12 protein-coding genes and 1 tRNA gene are annotated in these 18,754 nt (G+C 60.6%); 1 reads left to right on the top strand and 12 read right to left on the bottom strand.

The features are described 5' to 3' along the window. Window positions 1-20: 20 nt before the first annotated feature. From D8B20_RS11215 to D8B20_RS11200, 4 genes are all read right to left on the bottom strand, one after another. Window positions 21-1,304, bottom strand: a complete 1,284-nt coding sequence (locus tag D8B20_RS11215) for an MFS transporter (protein WP_145888951.1) — start codon at window positions 1,302-1,304, stop codon at window positions 21-23. Window positions 1,305-1,404: 100 nt separating this feature from the next. After that, window positions 1,405-2,415, bottom strand: a complete 1,011-nt coding sequence (locus D8B20_RS11210; protein WP_145890540.1) for a Zn-dependent oxidoreductase — start codon at window positions 2,413-2,415, stop codon at window positions 1,405-1,407. Between the two features lie 217 nt (window positions 2,416-2,632). Then, window positions 2,633-3,181: a chorismate mutase gene (locus D8B20_RS11205; protein WP_145888950.1), complete on the bottom strand. Its 549-nt coding sequence runs from the start codon at window positions 3,179-3,181 to the stop codon at window positions 2,633-2,635. Window positions 3,182-3,416: 235 nt separating this feature from the next. Further along, a tRNA-Asn gene (locus tag D8B20_RS11200) sits at window positions 3,417-3,492 on the bottom strand. A gap of 297 nt (window positions 3,493-3,789) precedes the next feature. Between D8B20_RS11200 and D8B20_RS11195 the strand changes: the two genes are divergently transcribed. Then, window positions 3,790-4,911, top strand: coding sequence for a Gfo/Idh/MocA family protein (locus D8B20_RS11195; RefSeq protein WP_145888949.1), 1,122 nt, complete (start codon window positions 3,790-3,792; stop codon window positions 4,909-4,911). A 54-nt stretch (window positions 4,912-4,965) separates the two neighbouring features. Here the strand turns inward: D8B20_RS11195 and yegS are convergent, their stop codons facing one another. From yegS to D8B20_RS11155, 8 genes are all read right to left on the bottom strand, one after another. After that, on the bottom strand, window positions 4,966-5,865 hold the full coding sequence (yegS, locus tag D8B20_RS11190) for a lipid kinase YegS (protein ID WP_145888948.1): 900 nt from the start codon (window positions 5,863-5,865) through the stop codon (window positions 4,966-4,968). A gap of 228 nt (window positions 5,866-6,093) precedes the next feature. Then, window positions 6,094-7,464 carry a prephenate-dependent tRNA uridine(34) hydroxylase TrhP gene (trhP, locus tag D8B20_RS11185; protein WP_145888947.1) on the bottom strand — a complete coding sequence of 457 codons (1,371 nt, stop codon included), beginning with the start codon at window positions 7,462-7,464 and terminating at the stop codon, window positions 6,094-6,096. A gap of 136 nt (window positions 7,465-7,600) precedes the next feature. Next, entirely contained in the window at window positions 7,601-8,308 is a 708-nt protein-coding gene (gene baeR, locus D8B20_RS11180; RefSeq protein ID WP_145888946.1) for an envelope stress response regulator BaeR, read from the bottom strand. Continuing rightward, the gene (baeS, locus tag D8B20_RS11175) at window positions 8,305-9,702 is read right to left on the bottom strand and encodes an envelope stress sensor histidine kinase BaeS (RefSeq protein ID WP_145888945.1); all 1,398 of its coding nucleotides are present in this window, start codon (window positions 9,700-9,702) and stop codon (window positions 8,305-8,307) included. The genes baeR and baeS overlap by 4 nt, the downstream gene beginning before the upstream one ends. Next, window positions 9,699-11,102: a multidrug transporter subunit MdtD gene (gene mdtD, locus D8B20_RS11170; RefSeq protein WP_145888944.1), complete on the bottom strand. Its 1,404-nt coding sequence runs from the start codon at window positions 11,100-11,102 to the stop codon at window positions 9,699-9,701. The genes baeS and mdtD overlap by 4 nt, the downstream gene beginning before the upstream one ends. An 84-nt stretch (window positions 11,103-11,186) precedes the next feature. Beyond that, the gene (gene mdtC, locus D8B20_RS11165) at window positions 11,187-14,261 is read right to left on the bottom strand and encodes a multidrug efflux RND transporter permease subunit MdtC (protein ID WP_145888943.1); all 3,075 of its coding nucleotides are present in this window, start codon (window positions 14,259-14,261) and stop codon (window positions 11,187-11,189) included. Continuing rightward, entirely contained in the window at window positions 14,258-17,380 is a 3,123-nt protein-coding gene (locus D8B20_RS11160; protein ID WP_145888942.1) for an MdtB/MuxB family multidrug efflux RND transporter permease subunit, read from the bottom strand. The genes mdtC and D8B20_RS11160 overlap by 4 nt, the downstream gene beginning before the upstream one ends. Continuing rightward, window positions 17,380-18,600, bottom strand: a complete 1,221-nt coding sequence (locus tag D8B20_RS11155; RefSeq protein WP_145888941.1) for an MdtA/MuxA family multidrug efflux RND transporter periplasmic adaptor subunit — start codon at window positions 18,598-18,600, stop codon at window positions 17,380-17,382. Before D8B20_RS11155 ends, D8B20_RS11160 begins: the two co-directional genes overlap by 1 nt. Between the last annotated feature and the right edge of the window lie 154 nt (window positions 18,601-18,754).

Genomic DNA, 18,754 nt, shown 5'->3' with positions numbered 1-18,754 from the left:
ACGCCCGGTCGGTCAGTGGATTAAACAGAAACCGGGGTATCGCCCGACTTCGGACTGCGAATCACAAACAGCACCAGCAGCGCGCCCAGTGCGGCGACGCCACCCGCCAGCACGAACGCGCTGTCAAATTTGCCGGTGTGCTGCACGATAAAGCCAGTGACAATCGGGCCGATGATGCCCGACAGGCTACCCGTCAGGTGGATGAATCCGCTGATACTGCCGACGCGGCTCGGATGCACCACATCCTGAATAATTGCCCAGTAAATTGCGCCGGTGATATAGAGGAAGAAGATAGAGATCGACATCATGATGACCGCCGAATTGACCTCTTTAATGGTGCCCGCCAGCGCCACGCACACCGCCGCCGCCAGCAGCGAAACCACCAGCACAATCTTGCGCGACAGCAGCAGTCTGCCGGTAACCTGAAAAATTTTGTCTGAAATCCAGCCGCCCAGCGCCAGGCCGATAAAGCCGACGATCCACGGGATCATGGTGGTGATGCTCATGGCTTTGATATCCAGGCCGTGCGCCTGCACCAGATAAGCCGGGAACCAGCTCAGGAAAAAGAACAGAATATAGTTGTAACAGAAGAAGGCGAATGCCGTGACGAGGATTATCGGCTGACGCAGATAGCTCCCCATGCCGTGCGCGTGCGTGCGGGTATTACTCACCTCAGCCGGCTCTTCCGCTTTCAGCGCCTGCACCTGCGCCCGCTCCTGCGGCGATATGCGTTTGCTTTTAGCCGGGTTATCCGCCGCAAAGAAGAACCAGAGGCCCATCCACACCAGTCCAATCAGGCAGATCACCACAAACGCCGGACGCCAGCCGAATGACAGCGCCAGATAACCTACAATCGGTCCGGCAACCGCGCCACCCAGCGGTGACCCGGCGCTGAGCAGACCCATAGCGGTGGCGGCCTGTTTTTTCGGGAACCAGCCGTTAATCGCTTTGTTGGCGGAGGCGCAGATCGGGCCTTCCGCCATGCCAAATAATACGCGCAGGATCATCATTGACCAGAAGCCGGTGGCCAGCGCGGTCATGCCACAGAACAGGGACCACAGGCCCACCGCCGTGCCCAGCACGAGGGTCGGGCCGAATTTGTCGGTGGCAAGGCCGCCAATAAAGTTAAACACCGCATAGCCAAAGAAAAAGCTGCCGAAAATCATGCCGAACTGCTCGGCATTGATCATCAGGTCTTTTTCCACCAGCGGCACGGTGAGCGAGAGGGCAATACGATCGAGGTAGTTGATCATATAAACCAGGAACAACAGCAGTACGAGGGTCCAGCGCAGGTTCTTCAACATAGCAACTCCGACTCCGTTTTCCCTGTCATGCTGCAGGGAATTATTGTCATGGCCGGCGGGTACGTACCGGTCGGGGGAAACACCTGGTGTGGCAAAGCGGTTACGCCATCTGCAGCATCACTTTGCAGCAGGTGCGCGGATCCTGTTCAAACAGCGTCATGGCGCGCGCCGTTTCCGCCAGCGGGAAAAAGTGCGTCACCAGTTTCTGCGGCTGAATCAGCCCCTGTTCCATCCACGCGATCACCTGCGGGAATCGATGACTGTTCAGGCGTGAGGTAAACAGCGACAGCTCTTTACTGGTCAGCGCCTGCTGCGTGATGCTGCAGGGCTCGCCGGAAAAGCCGAGCAGACCAATGCGGGCAGCCGGAGAGGCAAGCGCCGCTGCCTCGGCGAGAATGGCCGGATGGCAGGCGGCGTCAATGATAAGCGTTGGCTGTACGCCTTCCAGCTGGGCGGCCAGCGCGATCTCACTGTTATTAAAGACGCGATCGGCCCCGTTTTCCTGCGCCAGCGTCAGTCGCTCCGGCAGCCGATCCACCACCAGCACCTGCTGCACGCCGTAAACGCCTTTCAGCACCTGGATCGCGGTCAGCCCCATCGGGCCGGCACCGTAAATCAGCGCCACATCCTGCGGCTGCGGCTGCAGAAACGCGGTGATGTTTGCCGCAATGGTGAAGGGCTCCACCAGGCTGGCGAGTTTATCCGGTACCGAAGGCGGCAGTGGATGCGCATTGGCCGCCGGCGCAAGCGCGTATTCGCTGAAGCCGCCGTCGCGGTGCACGCCAATCACCTGCAGCGTCTGGCAGACGTTCGGACGGCCCACGCGGCAGGGATAGCAGTGGCCGCAGCTGACCACCGGATCAACCGCGACGCGCTGGCCAAGCCGGCGGGCATCCGTATCCGGCCCGACGGCATCAATGACGCCAAAAAACTCATGACCAATGACGCGCGGATAGCGGGCAAACGGATTGTGGCCCCGCCAGATATGCACATCGGAACCGCAGATGCTGGCGTAATGTACCTTAATCCGCACCTCACCCGCTGCCGGCTGCGGAAGCGGACGGTCGGCCAGCACCAGCTCACCCGGTTGTTCAATCACCACACTTTTCATCATCAGCTCCTGAAGGCTGGCGGCGGTTTGCGCCGCATATCAGCGAAAATCATGGTGAAAAACTACGCGCAATAATACTACCATACAAGTCTGCATGCAGGAGTTGTGAAGGCAATCACAGAGGCGTGCGCGACGGGTTGCGCTGGCGGCAGGTCAGAGGCGGGCAGGATGTTTCCGGCCGCAGCCGCCGGAGTGGCTGCCACGGCCGGCAGTGCTTTCACGGGCGCGTCAGAGTGATCGCGCTGAGTGTGTGCCACAGTAACGCCTTGTCCTGCGGGGTGACGTGCGGTTGCTGGATCGCCTGCATAAAGGCCGCTTCTTCCCGCTGGCTGACAGGCGTACCCTGTTTCAGCCGCAGCGAAACGCTGCGCAGAATCGCGTCGCTGTAAGCCCCAATCTGTTGCCTGACCACCTCCAGCGGGCGCGGCTGCCAATCTTTTTCCGGCACGGCCAGCCAGTCGGCCCGGTAGCGATACTGCACGGCTTTTGCCACGTCCATCTGCGCCTGAATAAACGGCTGCACCGTGCGGCTGTCCAGCCCCAGCTGGCGCGCCTCCCCAAGCGCTTTTTCCAGCACCTTGTGTTCCTGACTGAGATCCTCAATCGGCTGATGATGCTGCGCTTTATAGCCCGCGACATCTTTCATCCAGCCGAGACGCAGATTGATCAACTCGCCTGGCGTGGCGTCAGCCGGTATCTCAGCGGCGGTGGCGGAAAAGCTGCCGATAGCCAGCGCCAGCGTGGCGCTGCGGAGTGACATTTTCATGGTGATATCCCCGGTGCAGATGAAAACAGAACACGATACAGGATGATAAATACGGAAAAATGAACGCCTGGCTAAAACAGGGCCAGTGTTTCGTGAGTGACTGTACGCAACTGCCTGGCGGATTTCCACTTTCCGCGCCGGGCGGGGCAGCGCAAAGCATCAGGCTGAAAGAGGGAACGCAGCGCAGAAAAGCAAAAAGCCCGCTCGGTTTTCCCTGAGCGGGCTTTTCTGAATCTGGCTCCTCTGACTGGACTCGAACCAGTGACATACGGATTAACAGTCCGCCGTTCTACCGACTGAACTACAGAGGAATTGTTTGGAACGGGGCGCATATTATCGGGGTGGCCGGGGCTTGTCAAAGCCCTTTTTCACAAATTTTTCTGACTGCTGAATAATGCAGCGATTTCACTGCAGCGCGCACTGCGTGCCGCATTTCCCGCACTCAGTTGTGATGGTTATCACCAACGCTATGCAAAATTACATTCTGATTTGTCGGTTTTGTCAGATACCTCGCATGTATGATCACAGATATTTCATTTCACCGTTGTCGCCGCAAAAAACGAAACATATATTTCGCCAAAACCCCTCCCATGAATTTCAGGTGCAGCATGAACAAAGTCAGAATCGGTATGATTGGCAGTGGATATATTGGGCGTTGTCACGCGATTGCTTACGCACAGGCACCGACGGTGTTTGCGCTGAAGGGCGAGATCGTGCGCGAAATGCTGGCAGAGGTGAACCCGGCGCTGGCGGCGAAGCAGGCTGCCGCCTTCGGCTTTGCCCGCGCGACCGGCGACTGGCGCGAACTGGTGCGCGACCCGAATATTGACGTGGTGGATATCTGCGCGCCTAACTTTCTGCACAAGGAGATGGCGCTGGAAGCGATTCGCCACGGTAAACACGTCTACTCGGAGAAGCCGCTGTCGCTGTCGGTTGCCGATGCGGAAGAGATGGTGCAGGCTGCAAAGCAGGCGGGCGTAAAAACGCTGGTCGGATTCAACTACATGAAAAACCCGACCAGCCAGCTGGCGCGGGAGATCATTGCGCGCGGCGAGATTGGCGACGTGGTGCATTTTTATGGCACCCACAACGAAGATTACCTGGCCCGGCCGGAGACCCCGCTTGACTGGCACTGTCAGAAAGCGTTGGCCGGACTGGGCGCGCTCGGTGATCTCGCCGCGCATATTGTCAATATGGCGCACTATCTGGTCGGCGATATTGAGGAGGTCAGCGGCGATATGATGACGGTGATTAAGCAGCGTCCCGATCCGCACGACGCCACGCGCATGTTGCCGGTGGAAAACGAGGACCAGGCCAGCGCACTGCTGCGTTTTAAAAACGGCGCGCACGGCGTGTTTGAAACCTCACGCATCGCCTGCGGCAGTAAGATGGGGCTGACCTACGTGGTAACCGGCACCAAAGGAACACTGCGCTATACCCAGGAGCGCATGGCGGAACTGGCGCTCTACCTGCACGACGATCCCGCCGGACGTCAGGGGTTTAAAACCATCCTTACCGGCCCGGCGCATCCGGACTATGCCAGTTTTTGCGTCTCCGCCGGGCATGGCATCGGCTTTAACGACCAGAAAACCGTCGAAGTGCGCGATTTGATTAACGGTATTGCGGCAGGCGATCGCATGTGGCCCGATTTTGCCGAAGGGTTGCAGGTGCAGAAGGTGCTGGAAGCCGTGGCGATCTCTGCGGCGGAGCGCCGCTGGATGAAAGTATAAGCTGCGCCAGCCGTGCAGACATTCACCGGGTGCAGCTGCACCCGGTAACCGCGATTACGCCAGCAGCGCACACTGCGGCGGCAGGCGGCAATTCAGTGCGCCTGGCATCACTTCAATGGTGAATTCACTGCCGGTCAGCGGCTCGCCGTCCAGATTAAAGGTCATCTCGTTAGGGGAACGGATCGCCAGCGAGGTCAGCTGCGCGGAGACAATATTGGGATTCTCATCGTCACGCGTCAGCGAATGCAGCAGGGTAGGTAACAGCTCCTGTGCCGTAACGATGCTCAGGTTCAGCTGGCCGTCATTGATCAGCGCCTCCGGGCACAGCTTCTGCCCGCCGCCTGCCTGACGACCATTGCCGATACCGATTACCAGCGCATCGCCCTGCCAGTGAAAATCCGGTCCGCTGATTTCACAGCTGTCCGGCTTCAGGGCATCCACACGCATCAAACCGTGAATGAAATAAGAGACGCCGCCAAGGGCAGACTTCAGCTTCTCCGGCGTTTCTGTGGTAATGCGTGTCCCGAAGCCGCCGGTCGCCATATTGATGAAATAGCGATCGCCGTTCACGCAGGCGAGATCGATAGCGGTCTGCTTGCCGACAATGGCGAGCCGCAGCGCCGGCTCCATCTCCGCCGGGATACCGACGCTGGTGGCAAAATCATTGGCGGTGCCCAGCGGCAAAATGCCCAGCACCGGACGCTGCCCGGCCGGCAGCGCGGCCAGCGCGGTGGCAATCTCATTGATAGTGCCGTCACCGCCACCGGCCACCACCGTGGTGGCCTGCAGGGCAACCGCTTCCTGCACGTAGCGTTCGCCGTCGCCTTTCTCCCAGGTCACACGTACTGCCACGTCAAAGCCTTCTTCGCGCAGTGTGGTCACCGCTGCACGCAACTCTTCATTGCCTGCGCCTTTCCCGTTCAGGATCAGTAAGGTGAGGGGGGTGTTTTGCATTATCCGTTCCTTGATCAATGAGAGACTGCTGAGGTTATAGCATAGCTGCGGCGGGAACTTTATCGGCGGGCGATGAAAAAAGAAAACCCGCACGGGGGAGCCGGGCGGGTGAATGAGGTGGTTCCTGGTACGACCTGCCGTTTGTTGTTACTCATTAGCAGCAGGCGCGATTCTAAGGCGCGGCGCGGCGGCGGTCTGTGATCCTGTTCTAACTTCGCCGTTTTCTTTTCATTCTGTGCGATTTTTGCCGTGTGGATCGCAGGTAGTGTGACCCTCCGGGAAGTTACGCAGCAGCAGGGCAAAAGCCAGATCGACGTTCTGTGGCACGGCGATCCACACGTGATGCCCGTCGCCGGGTGCCACCGTCACTGCGGCACCCTGATCGTTCTGCATCGCTTCTAGCGTGCAGTGCAGATTGCCCTGCGGCGTCATGATCTCCACCGAGTCGCCGGTGATAAACTTATTTTTAACCGCCACCCGCGCCTGGTCGCCACGCCGCTCACCGGTGAACTCGCCGACAAACTGCTGGCGATCCGAGACCGAGAAACCCTGCTCGTAGTTCTGGTAGCTGTCATGGGTATGGCGGCGCAGAAAGCCTTCGGTATAACCGCGGTGCGCCAGGCCTTCCAGCGTTGCCAGCAGGCTGGTATCAAAGGGTTTGCCGGCGGCTGCATCGTCAATGGCGCGGCGATAAACCTGAGCAGTACGCGCGCAATAGTAGAAGGATTTGGTGCGGCCTTCGATCTTCAGCGAATGCACGCCCATCTGGCTCAGCCGTTCGACATGCGCCACCGCGCGCAGATCCTTAGAGTTCATGATGTAGGTGCCGTGCTCGTCTTCAAACGCGCTCATCACTTCACCCGGTTTCATCTTTTCTTCCAGCAGGAAGACGCGGTCAGTGGGGGCGCCAGCGCCCAGCGTCGCGGGCTGTACTGCAACCGGCTCATGGAAGCCGGTGATATTACCGATCTCATCCTGACGGCCTTCCTGCACCTTGTATTCCCAGCGGCAGGCGTTGGTGCAGGTGCCCTGATTGGGATCGCGTTTGTTCAGGTAGCCCGAGAGCAGGCAGCGTCCGGAGTAAGCCATGCACAGCGCACCGTGCACGAAAATTTCCAGCTCCATCGCCGGCACCTGCGCGCGAATCTCTGCAATCTCTTCCAGTGACAATTCGCGTGACAGGATCACCCGCGTCAGCCCCTGCTGCTGCCAGAACTTCACCGTTGCCCAGTTAACGGCATTGGCCTGCACGGAAAGGTGGATCGGCATGGCAGGAAACGCCTCGCGTACCAGCATAATCAGACCCGGATCGGACATGATGAGCGCATCCGGCTGCATGGCCACCACCGGGGTCAAATCGCGAATAAAGGTTTTCAGCTTGGCGTTATGCGGCGCAATGTTCACCACCACGTAGAATTTTTTACCCAGTGCATGGGCTTCCGCGATGCCCTTCGCCAGGTTTTCATGGGTAAATTCGTTATTACGCACGCGCAGGCTGTAGCGCGGCTGGCCGGCGTAAACCGCATCGGCGCCGTAGGCAAAGGCGTAACGCATATTTTTCAGCGTTCCCGCCGGAGAGAGCAGCTCGGGTTTGAACATAGAGATCTCACTGATATCAGGTCAGCAGGCCATCGGCGATGGCCGGAGCAGCGGCCGCGCGCGCGGCCCTGCAAAAGGTGGGGAATTGTAGGCAGGCTGGCTGGCGAAGTAAATTGATCGGGATCAATGCCGGCGGCTACAACAGGCGGCAGAGATCCGCTTCCCAGCGATAGCCCATGCCATAGACGGCGCGGATAAACGGCTGATCGGCATCCAGCGCCTCCAGTTTGCGCCGCAGATTTTTGATGTGGCTGTCGATGGTACGATCGGTCACGACGCGGTAATCGTCATAGAGATGGTTCAGCAGCTGCTCGCGTGAAAACACCTTACCCGGCTCCAGCGCCAGCGTTTTCAGCAGCCGGAATTCTGCCGGCGTCAGCTCCAGCGGCTGATCGCGCCAGCTGGCGTGGAAACGCCCCTCATCAATCAGCAGCGGCGAGCTCTGCTGCACCTCCTCTGGTGATTTTTTCACCCGGCGCAGAATGGTTTTCACCCGCGCCACCACCTCGCGCGGGCTGAACGGTTTACAGATGTAATCATCGGCACCGATCTCCAGCCCCAGCAGGCGATCGATCTCTTCGGTGCGCGCGGTGACCATAATGATCGGCAGCTCAGAGACGCGGCGAATCTCGCGGCACAGGGTTAAGCCGTCGCGGCCGGGCAGCATCAGATCCAGCAGCATTAAATCGGGCGGCGTATGCTGAATGTATTCCAGCACCGCGTTGCCGTCGGCAATGTGGTGCGTACGATAGTTGGAAGCCTGCAGATAGTCGATCATCAGCTGGGCCAGTTTGGGTTCGTCTTCAACCACAAGAATCAGGGGATCGCTTTTTTCCGTATTCATAGAGATGTCTGGTGAGGAACATACGGCAAGTTTAGCGTGATTTGCAGACCACCTAAATCAGAGTGCGCCGCAGAAATCGTGCCGCCGTGCGCTTCGACAATATTTTTGCAGATCGCCAGTCCCAGACCGGAGCCGCCGCTGGCGCGGTTACGCGAGCTTTCTGCGCGGAAAAAACGCTCAAACAGCCGGGCCTGCTGTTCACCCTCCACCCCGGGCGCACTGTCGGCAAAATGCAGCTGCCACTGTTCGCCCGACTGCTGCATGCTGACGCGCACCGTGCCACCGGCATCGGTGTAGCGCAGGCTATTCTCCAGCAGATTGGTAAACAGCTGCATCAGCCGGTCCGGATCGCCAAAGCTGCTGGCCGCCGCCGGCAGCGCCAGGCTGAGCGTCAGATCGCGGCTGCGATAGCGCGCGCCGAAGCTGCCGGCCACCACTTCCAGCAGGTTCACCAGATCGAGCGGCTGCTTGCGGTAGGCGAGGGCACCGGCATCGGAGAGCGACAGCTGATGTAAATCCTCAACCAGTTTGGTCAGCACCACGACTTCACTCTGCAGGGACGTAATGGCTTCCGGCGTCAGCCGGCGGACGCCATCCTGCATCGCTTCCAGCTCGCCGCGCAGGATCGCCAGTGGCGTACGCAGCTCGTGGGAGATATCCGCCATAAAGGCGCGACGGTTGCTTTCGTTTTTTTCCAGCGATCGGGCAAGCTGGTTGAAGTCGCGCGCCAGCTGGCCGATCTCATCGCTGCTGCCCACCTCCACCCGCGTGGCAAATTTGCCCGCCGCCAGCTGGTGGGTGCCGTCTACCAGTCGTTTGACCGGGGCCAGCAGCCCGCGCGCCAGCAGCCAGGTGACCAGCGCCGCCAGCAGCGTGGTGAGGCCGACGATCATCCAGTTGGTTTGCCGCTGCTGGCGATCAAAGTTGATATCGGTGCTGCGCGTCAGCCGCTCGGCCGGGGAGGCGATGACCCAGCCCACCACCTTGCCGTTGCTGGTGGTGATGCTGCGCCGCGATCCCTCCGGCGGCACCGGCGCGCGCGGCCCGGACAGCACCTTGTACTGCTGATCGATAATCCAGAACTGGGTGCGCCAGCCGTGCGGCGGGAGCTGATTGTTGCTGCCGGGATTTTGCTCCAGCGAGCGCAGAATGGTGAAAATCAGACGGTCGTTGTGGCGCAAAAAATCCCAGCTGCCGTGCTGTTCATACTGATCGGCCAGCGCATCGCTCAGCAGTGTCAGCCGCTGTTCGTTGCCTTTTTTAATGTAATCCACAAAGCCGTGTTCAAAGCTCAGACGCACGCCCCAGTGCATGGTGATGATCACCAGCATGCAGGTTGAAAAGATTGCCATAAACAGTTTGGCACTGATGCCGAGTCGGAGCGGCTGCTTCATGATTTTTTCCTGCTTCTGAGATCGACATTTTTACTGACGTCGCCGGGCACGCGCCAGAACACCAGGGCGGGCAGCGCGATGACCAGCGCCATGCATAGGTAGGTGTACATAAAGATTTGCCGGGTATCGGTGCCATCGGTGAGGGCGCCGTGTCCGAAGGCCCCGAGCAGCAGGCCGGCAACCGTGACCCCTATACTCATGGAGAGCTGCATGATCATAGACAGCAGGCTGTTGCCGCTGGAGGCCAGCTCATCCGGCAGCGCCTTGAGCGTCAGGGTATTCATGGAGGAGAAACGGATGGCGTTAATCATTCCCTGCAGCAGCAGTACCGCCGGCAGCAGCCAGAGGCCGCCGAGCAGCGCGACCGCCGGAAACAGCAGCACCACCAGCGCCAGCGCCAGCGTGCTGCCCGTCAGCGCGTTACGGTAGCCAAACAGATTGACGATACGCACCACGATGCGCTTGATCCCCATATTGCCCAGCACCATGGGGATCATCATCAGCCCGGCGTGAAACGGGCTAAAGCCCAGCCCGACCTGCAGGAAAATCGGCGTCATAAACGGCAGCATGCCGCTGCCGATGCGGCCGGTAAAACTGCCCAGCAGGCCCAGCGCGTACAGACGGTTATCAAACAGTTTCAGGCTGAACAGCGCGTTGTCGTTGTTGCGCCCATGCAGCAGATAAAACAGCAGCGCCAGCACGCCGGTGAGCACCAGCAGGGCGGGCAGCCAGGCCGGGCTGCCGCTGCGCGAACCATCCAGCGCCAGCGTGAGCGTCGCCATGCCCGCCGCCAGCAGCAGAAAGCCTGTGAAATCAAAGCGTCGCGTTTGCAGGGTGTAGTTGGGCATCAGCAACAGCGTGGCGATCGCGCCGATAATGCCAACCGGGATGTTGATCAGAAAGATCCAGTGCCAGCTGGCATACTCCACCAGCACGCCACCCAGCGCCGGGCCCAGCAGCGGCCCAATCTGGCCGGGCAGGGTGACAAAGGTCATGGCCGACATGTACTGCTCCCGCGGCACGATTTTCATCACCGTAAGCCGGCCCACCGGCACCATCATCGCCCCGCCGATGCCCTGTACCACGCGCGCCAGCACCAGCTGATCAAGGGAGGCAGAGAGGGCGCACAGCAGCGAGCCGAGACTGAACAGCACAATGGCACTGAAGAAGATGTTGCGCACGCCAAAGCGGTCCGCCAGCCAGCCGCTGAGCGGCAGCATCACCGCCACGGTGAGCACATACGACACAATCACCGAGTGCATATGCAGCGGACTGACGTGCAGATCCTGTGCCATAGACGGGATGGCGGTATTGACGATGGTGGTATCCAGCGTCTGCATAAAAAAGCCGAAGGCAACAATCCAGAGCTGCCAGCGGACCGTGGCGGTTTGCGGGTTCATGGGCAATCCTGTATTAACGCGGTCATACCGGCTGCCGCCGGCGCTGGCGCAGGGCAACCTGCGCGGCACCGGGCAACGGCGACGTTATGACTCAGTGAGTAACCCCGGTTGCTTTTTACGCCGGCGCAGCTTATCCATCATCAGATAAACCACCGGCGTGGTGTAGAGCGTCAGCAACTGACTCATCACCAGCCCGCCGGCAATCGTTATACCCAGCGGCTGACGCAGCTCGGCGCCGTCGCCGCGGGTCAGCACCAGCGGCAGTGCGCCAAACAGCGCCGCCAGCGTGGTCATCAGAATCGGGCGGAAGCGCAGCTGGCAGGCCTGGAAAATCGCTTCACGTGGCGTCAGGTTAGCGTTGCGCTCGGCCTCCAGTGCAAAATCCACCATCATGATGGCGTTCTTTTTCACGATGCCAATCAGCAGCAGAATCCCAATCAGCGCAATCAGGCTGAACGGCGTGCTGAACAGTTCCAGCGCCAGCAGCGCACCTACGCCGGCGGAGGGCAGGGTAGAGAGAATGGTCAGCGGGTGCACATAGCTTTCATACAGAATACCCAGCACGATATACACTGCCGCAATGGCCGCCAGCATCAGGTAGAGCTGGTTGGATTGCGAATCCTGAAACACCTGCGCCGTACCGGCGAAGCTGCCGCGCACGCTGGATGGCACGCCAATCGCGGTAATGGTGCGGTCGATTGCCTCAGACGCCTGCGACAGCGAGACCCCTTCCGGCAGGTTAAACGAAATCGTTGAGGCGGCGGATAACCCCTGATGGTTCACTGCCAGCGGCGCATTGGCCGGCTGCCAGCGGGCAAACCAGCTCAGCGGAATGGCTTTGCCCGCGCTGTTAATGACGAACATCTGGTCCAGCGCGCTGATATCCTGGGTATAGCGCGGATCGACTTCCATCACCACTTTGTACTGGTTAAGCGGCTGATAAATTGTGGAGATCTGGCGCTGACCAAAGGCATTGTTGAGCAGCGCATTGGCGGCAGACACATCAATGCCGAGACGCGCCATGCTTTCCCGGTCATAGGTCAGCGCCATTTCACTGCCGTTATCCTGCTGATCGGAGTTAACGTCAGTCAGCTGCGGCAGGGCGGAAAAGGCCTGGCGGATTTTGGGTTCCCATTCGCGCAGATCGGCCAGGTTATCAGACAGCAGGCTGTACTGGTAGCTGGCGTTAGATTCCCGACCGCCGACGCGAATGTCCTGTACGGCGTTGAGATAGAGATTCGCTCCCGGCTCGTTTGCCAGCCTGGTGCGCAGCCGGGCAATCACCTGCTGTGCGCTCTCATGACGCTCTGACAGCGGTTTCAGCGACACAAACATCATGCCACTGTTGGTGCGCGAGCCGCCGGTAAAGCCGGTTACATTCTCTACTGCCGGGTCGGCCTTGATGATGTTCATGAAATCTTCCAGCTTGCCGCGCATCGCCTGAAACGAAATGCTCTGGTCGGCAGAGATAAAGCCGCTAAGCCGGCCGGTATCCTGCTCCGGCAGAAAGGTTTTCGGGATGGTGATAAACAGCCAGATGGTCAGCCCCACGGTGCCGAGCAGCAGCAGCAGCACCCAGCGGGCGTGCTGCAGCACCCAGCCGAGCGAACGGGCATAGCCATTTTGCAGCGCCAGCAGCAGGCGGCTGAACCCGCGTGGCGGCGGCGGGGTGTGCGCGGGCTGCGATTTCAGCAGGTAAGCACACATCATCGGCGTCAGGGTAATGGAGATAAACAGCGAGATCAGAATGGCAACGGAGAGCGTAATGGCGAACTCTGAGAAGAAACGCCCAATCAGGCCGCCAATCATCAGCAGCGGCAGAAAGACGGCAATCAGCGACAGGCTCATCGACAACACGGTAAAGCCCACTTCGCGCACGCCGGTCAGCGCCGCCTGCAGGGGTTTCATGCCGGCTTCCACGTGACGGGCGATGTTTTCCAGTACCACAATGGCGTCATCTACCACGAAACCGGTGGCGATGGTCAGCGCCATCAGCGACAAATTGTTCAGACTGAAGCCGCACAGATACATGGCGGCGAAGGTGCCGATCAGCGACACCGGCACCGCGGCGGCGGGGATCAGCGTAGCCCGTCCGTCGCGCAGAAACAGGAACACCACCAGAATCACCAGCCCGACGGCAATCACCAGCGACTGCTCAACTTCCTGCAGCGAGGCGCGAATGGTGGGGGAGCGATCCTGGGCAATCTGCAGGTCGATGGCAGCCGGAATAACGTCATGCAGCAGCGGCATTTCTGCGCGAATACGATCAACCGTATCAATGATGTTGGCTTCCGGCGATTTACGCACCACCAGCAGCACCGCCGGCTTGCCGTTGGTCATCCCGGCGTTACGCACGTCCTGCACCGAATCCTGCACGGTGGCGACATCGCTCAGCCGCACTGCCGCGCCGTTGTTGTAGTGCACAATCAGCGGCTGATAGACCGCCGCGCTCTGCAGTTCGTCGTTGGTACGCACCTGCCAGCGCTGGCTGACATCATCAATTGCCCCCTGCGGGCGGCGCTGATTGGCGTTACTGATGGCGGTGCGCACCGCATCCAGCGACACCCCCTGATTAAACAGCGCCTGCGGATTGAGGTCCACACGCACCGCCGGCAGCGAACTGCCGCCGACCGTCACATCGCCGACGCCGTCAATCTGCGACAGCTTCTGCGCCAGCTGCGTCGAGGCGTAGTCATACAGCTGACCGGGATTATAAATATCCGAGGTCAGGGTAAGGATCATGATCGGCGCATCGGACGGGTTGGCCTTGCGGTAGGTCGGGCGGCTCGGCATGCCGCTCGGCAACAGGCTCTGCGCGGCGTTAATGGCCGCCTGGACGTCGCGCGCGGCGCCGTTGATATCGCGGTCAAAATCAAACACCAGAATGATGCGCGTGCTGCCAAGCGAACTGGTGGAGGTCATTTCACTGACGCCGGCAATGCGCCCCAGCGAGCGCTCCAGCGGCGTGGCGACCGAGGAAGCCATGGTTTCCGGCGACGCACCCGGCAGCGAGGCGGAGATCATGATCACCGGAAAATCGAGCTGCGGCAGCGGCGCCACCGGCAGCAGGCGGAAGCCAAGTATTCCCGCCAGCGCAATCGCCAGCGTCAGCAGGGTGGTTGCGACCGGCCGGTGAATAAACAGGGCGAAGAATTTCACGGTTGCGCCTCCGGCCGCTTGACGCGACGGCGGGTTGCCGCGGCCAGGCGATCAAACAGCAGATAGATCACCGGCGTGGTAAACAGCGTCAGGATCTGGCTGAGAATCAGGCCGCCAACCATCGCGATACCCAGCGGGCGGCGCAGTTCGGCACCCACGCCGGTACTGAGCATCAGCGGCAGCGCGCCCAGCAGCGCCGCCAGCGTGGTCATCAGTATCGGGCGGAAGCGCAGCAGGCACGCCTGATAGATGGCGTCACGCGGGGCCATGCCCTGTTCCCGTTCGGCTGCCAGCGCAAAGTCGATCATCATGATGGCGTTTTTCTTCACGATACCAATCAGCAGAATGATGCCGATGATGGCGATAATATCCAGCTCGTTACCGCTCAGCATCAGCGCCAGCAGCGCGCCTACGCCAGCGGTCGGCAGCGTGGAGAGGATAGTGATGGGATGAATAAAGCTCTCATAGAGCACGCCAAGCACGATATACATCGCCACCACCGCCGCGACAATCAGCCAGACGGTGCTGCTCAGCGCAGCCTCAAAGGCCAGCGTGCTGCCCTGGAACTGCGTCATCATTTCGGCAGGCATGCCAACCTGCTCTTCAGCGCTGCTGATGGCCTGCACCGCATCGCCCAGCGAGTAGCCGTCGGCGACGTCAAACGAGAAGGTCGCGGACGGGAACTGGTCGAGGTGGTTGATACTGAGCGCGGCATGCCGCTCCTCTACCTGCGCAATGGCGCTCAGCGGGACGCTGCCGCCGTCGCTGCTGCTGAGGCGGATGCCTTCCAGGCTCGCCAGTCCGGGGGTGTGCTGATTATCCTGCTCCAGCACCACGCGATACTGATTCGCCTGGGTGTAGATGGTTGAAATCAGGCGCTGACCAAAGGCGTTGTACAACGCATTGTCGATATCCGCCATGCTTATACCGAGCCGGCTGGCGCTGTCGCGATCCACCCGCACAAAGGCTTCCAGTCCCTGATCCTGCCAGTCGCTGCTGACGTTTTTCAGCGACGGTGAGGTGGCCAGCTGGTTCAGCAGTTTGGGCACCCAGGTGCTGAGCGCGTCCAGCGAGCCGGACTGCAGCGTAAACTGATACGGCGTGCGGCTGGCCTGGGTTTCAATGGTCAGATCCTGCACCGGCTGCAGCCACAGCGATACGCCCGGCACCTGTTGCAGCGCCTGCTGCAGACGCTGCTGCACCACCGGTATACGATCGGCCCGCTCATCCAGCGGTTTCAGGTTGATCTGCAGCCGCGCGCTATTCAGGGCGGCATTGGTGCCATCCACGCCCACAAAAGAGGAGAGGCTTTGTACGGCCGGGTCCTTCATGATGATGGAGGCGACATCGCGCGTGCGCTGAGCCATGCTGGCGTAAGAGACCGACTGCGGTGCCTGCAGCGTGCCCTGAATGATGCCGTTATCCTGCTGCGGGAAAAAGCCTTTTGGAATGGCAATCCACAACAGAATGGTCAGCAGCAGGGCACCCAGCGCAACCGAAAGCGTCAGCCACGGATGGCGCAGCACGCGCGTCAGCCAGCGGCCATAGCCGGCAATAATGCGGTCAAACAGCGCTTCGCTGGCGCGCGAAAAGCGGTTCTGCTTACGCAGCGATTCGGCGCTGAGCATGCGGGCACACATCATGGGCGTCAGCGTCAGGGAAACCACGGCGGAGATCAGGATCGCCACCGCCAGCGTAACCGCAAATTCGCGGAACAGGCGGCCAATCACATCGCCCATGAACAGCAGCGGAATCAGCACCGCAATCAGCGAGAAGGTCAGGGAGATAATGGTAAAGCCAATTTCGCCAGCGCCTTTCAGCGCGGCGGTCAGCGGCTTTTCGCCTTTTTCGATGTAGCGCGAGATATTCTCGATCACCACTATCGCATCATCCACCACGAAGCCGGTGGCAATGGTCAGCGCCATCAGCGTCAGATTGTTGATCGAGAAACCAAGAAAATACATGGCAGCAAAGGTGCCGATCAGCGACAGCGGCACCGCCACGGCCGGGATAATCGTTGCCGGCACATTGCGCAGGAACAGGTAGATGATCATCACCACCAGCCCCATTGCCAGCATCAGCTCATGCTGGGTATCGGTCACCGAGGCGCGGATGTTGGTGGTGCGATCGGTCAGCAGTTTCACCTCCACCGATTTCGGCAGGGTCGCGGTGAGCGACGGCAGCAGGGCACGGATGCTGTCGGCGGTGGCGATAATATTGGCACCCGGCTGGCGCTGCACGTTCAGCACAATCGCCTGCTGTCGGTTGGCCCAGGCACCCAGCCAGCTGTTCTCTGCGCCCTGTTCAATAGTGGCGACATCGCCCAGCCGCACCGGTGCGCCGTTGCTGTAGCTGATGATCAGCCGGCGATAATCCTCTGCCGAGGTCATCTGATCGTTGGCGGATAGCGTAATCGAACGCGTCGGGCCATCCAGGCTGCCTTTCGCGGAATTAACGTTGGCGTTACTGATGGCCGTGCGCACCGTTTCGCTGGTGAGCCCCAGCGCCGCCAGCGCCTGCGCGTTCATTTTTACCCGTACAGCCGGGCGCTGACCGCCGGAAAGGGTCACCAGTCCGACGCCGGAGACCTGGGAGATTTTCTGCGCCACGCGCGTCTCCACCATATCCTGCACCTGCGTCAGCGGCATGCTGGTGGTAGTGACGGCCAGCGTCATGATGGGCGGGTCCGCCGGGTTCACTTTGCTGTATACCGGCGGATTGGGCAGATCGCCGGGCAGCAGATTGCTGGCCGAGTTAATGGCGGCCTGCACCTCCTGCTCGGCGACATCCAGCGGCAGCGTCAGCTGAAACTGCAGCGTAATCACCGACGCGCCGCCGGAGCTTTGTGACGCCATCTGCTTCAGGCCGGACATCTGGCCAAACTGGCGTTCCAGCGGGGCGGTAATCGAGGAGGTCACCACGTCGGGGCTGGCGCCGGGATAGAGCGTGACCACCTGAATGGTCGGATAATCCACTTCCGGCAGCGCCGAGACCGGGAGAAAGCGATAACCCAGAATGCCCGCCAGCAGAATGGCGATCATCAGCAGCGTGGTCGCCACCGGGCGCAGGATAAACAGGCGCGACGGACCGCCGCTGGCGTCGGGAGGCATCACCTGCATTATGGACGTTCTCCGTGCGCTGGCTGCGCGGCGCGACTATTGGCTGGCGCGGTGCTTTGCGGCGCGACGACGTCTACCGTTGCCCCTTCGGTCAGGCGATCCAGCCCGTCGGTCACCACGCGCTCACCGGCGGCAAGGCCAGCGGTGATCACTACTTTCTGGCTGTCCTGCAACCCGGCGGTCACCTGTTTTTTACTCACTTTGTTGTCGCTGTTCACGACCCAGACAAAGTGGCCATCGTTGCTCATCTGCAGCGCGGCGGTCGGGATCACCACCGCATCCTGCAGCGTATCGACTTTCAGCCGCGCGTTCACAAACTGATTCGGGAACAGGGTGTCGTCCTGATTGCTGAAGCGGGCTTTGAGTTTGATGGTGCCGGTTGTGGCATCAATCTGGTTATCCAGGCTGAGCAGCGTTCCCTGCGTCAGCAGGGTCTTATTGCTGCGATCCCAGGCTTCCACCTGCAGCGGCTGGCCGCTTTTCTGCGCCCGGAGAATGTCGCCGATGTGGTTTTCCGCCACGCTGAAGACCACATCGATGGGATGGGTCTGGGTGATCACCACCAGGCCCGTGGTATCGCCGGTGGTGACGTAGTTGCCGACATCGACCTGTTTCAGCCCCACGCGGCCAGCAATCGGCGCGGTGATGCGGCTATAGGTGAGGTTAAGCTGCGCGCTGGCAACGTTACCTTCATCCGCCTTAAGGGTGCCAAGCGTCTCGCTGACCAGCGAGCGCTGCGTATCCAGCTCCTGCTGTGAAACCAGCGAGGTTTTCGCCAGTTTTTCATAGCGGCTGAGGTCGCGGCGGGCGTTCGCCAGCGTGGCCTGATCTTTGGCCAGTTGCCCCTGCGCCTGGGTCAGCGCCACCTGGTAGGGGCGCGGATCGATCTCGGCCAGCAGCGCACCGGCCTCGACCTGCTGGCCTTCGGTAAAGTGCAGCGCCATCAGCTGGCCTTCCACGCGGCTGCGCACCGTCACGGTACTGGCAGCGGTCACGGTGCCCAGACCGCTCAGGTAATAAGGCACGCTCTCGGTGGTGGCAGTGGCGGCCTGCACCGGGGCCGGCGGACGATGCCCGGCGGCGCGATTTGCGCTATGTGGCTGGCCGTCGGTCTGCGACGGGCGATCCGGCTGTGCCGGATGCTGCCACAGGTAAACGCCAGCCGCGAGGGCCGCGAGGATGACCATGCCGGTCAGGCTGAGTGTTAATCGACGATTCATTGCTCTGTGTGCTCTCCGGCGGTTTCGTTTTCCTCAGATGCGAAAACAAAAGGGGGCGTTTCGCAAACGAAATGATTGTAGACGCCCGTACCGGGCAGAAATTGAAGGAAATAAGAATATCGCCCCGGCGAGGCTAAGTATTCATATTCAGTAA

It is taken from the genome of Candidatus Pantoea soli (assembly GCF_007833795.1).
Taxonomy (GTDB): domain Bacteria; phylum Pseudomonadota; class Gammaproteobacteria; order Enterobacterales; family Enterobacteriaceae; genus Pantoea; species Pantoea soli.
Note: the sequence above shows the minus strand (reverse complement) of the source record. Positions and strands in the feature narration are given on the sequence as shown.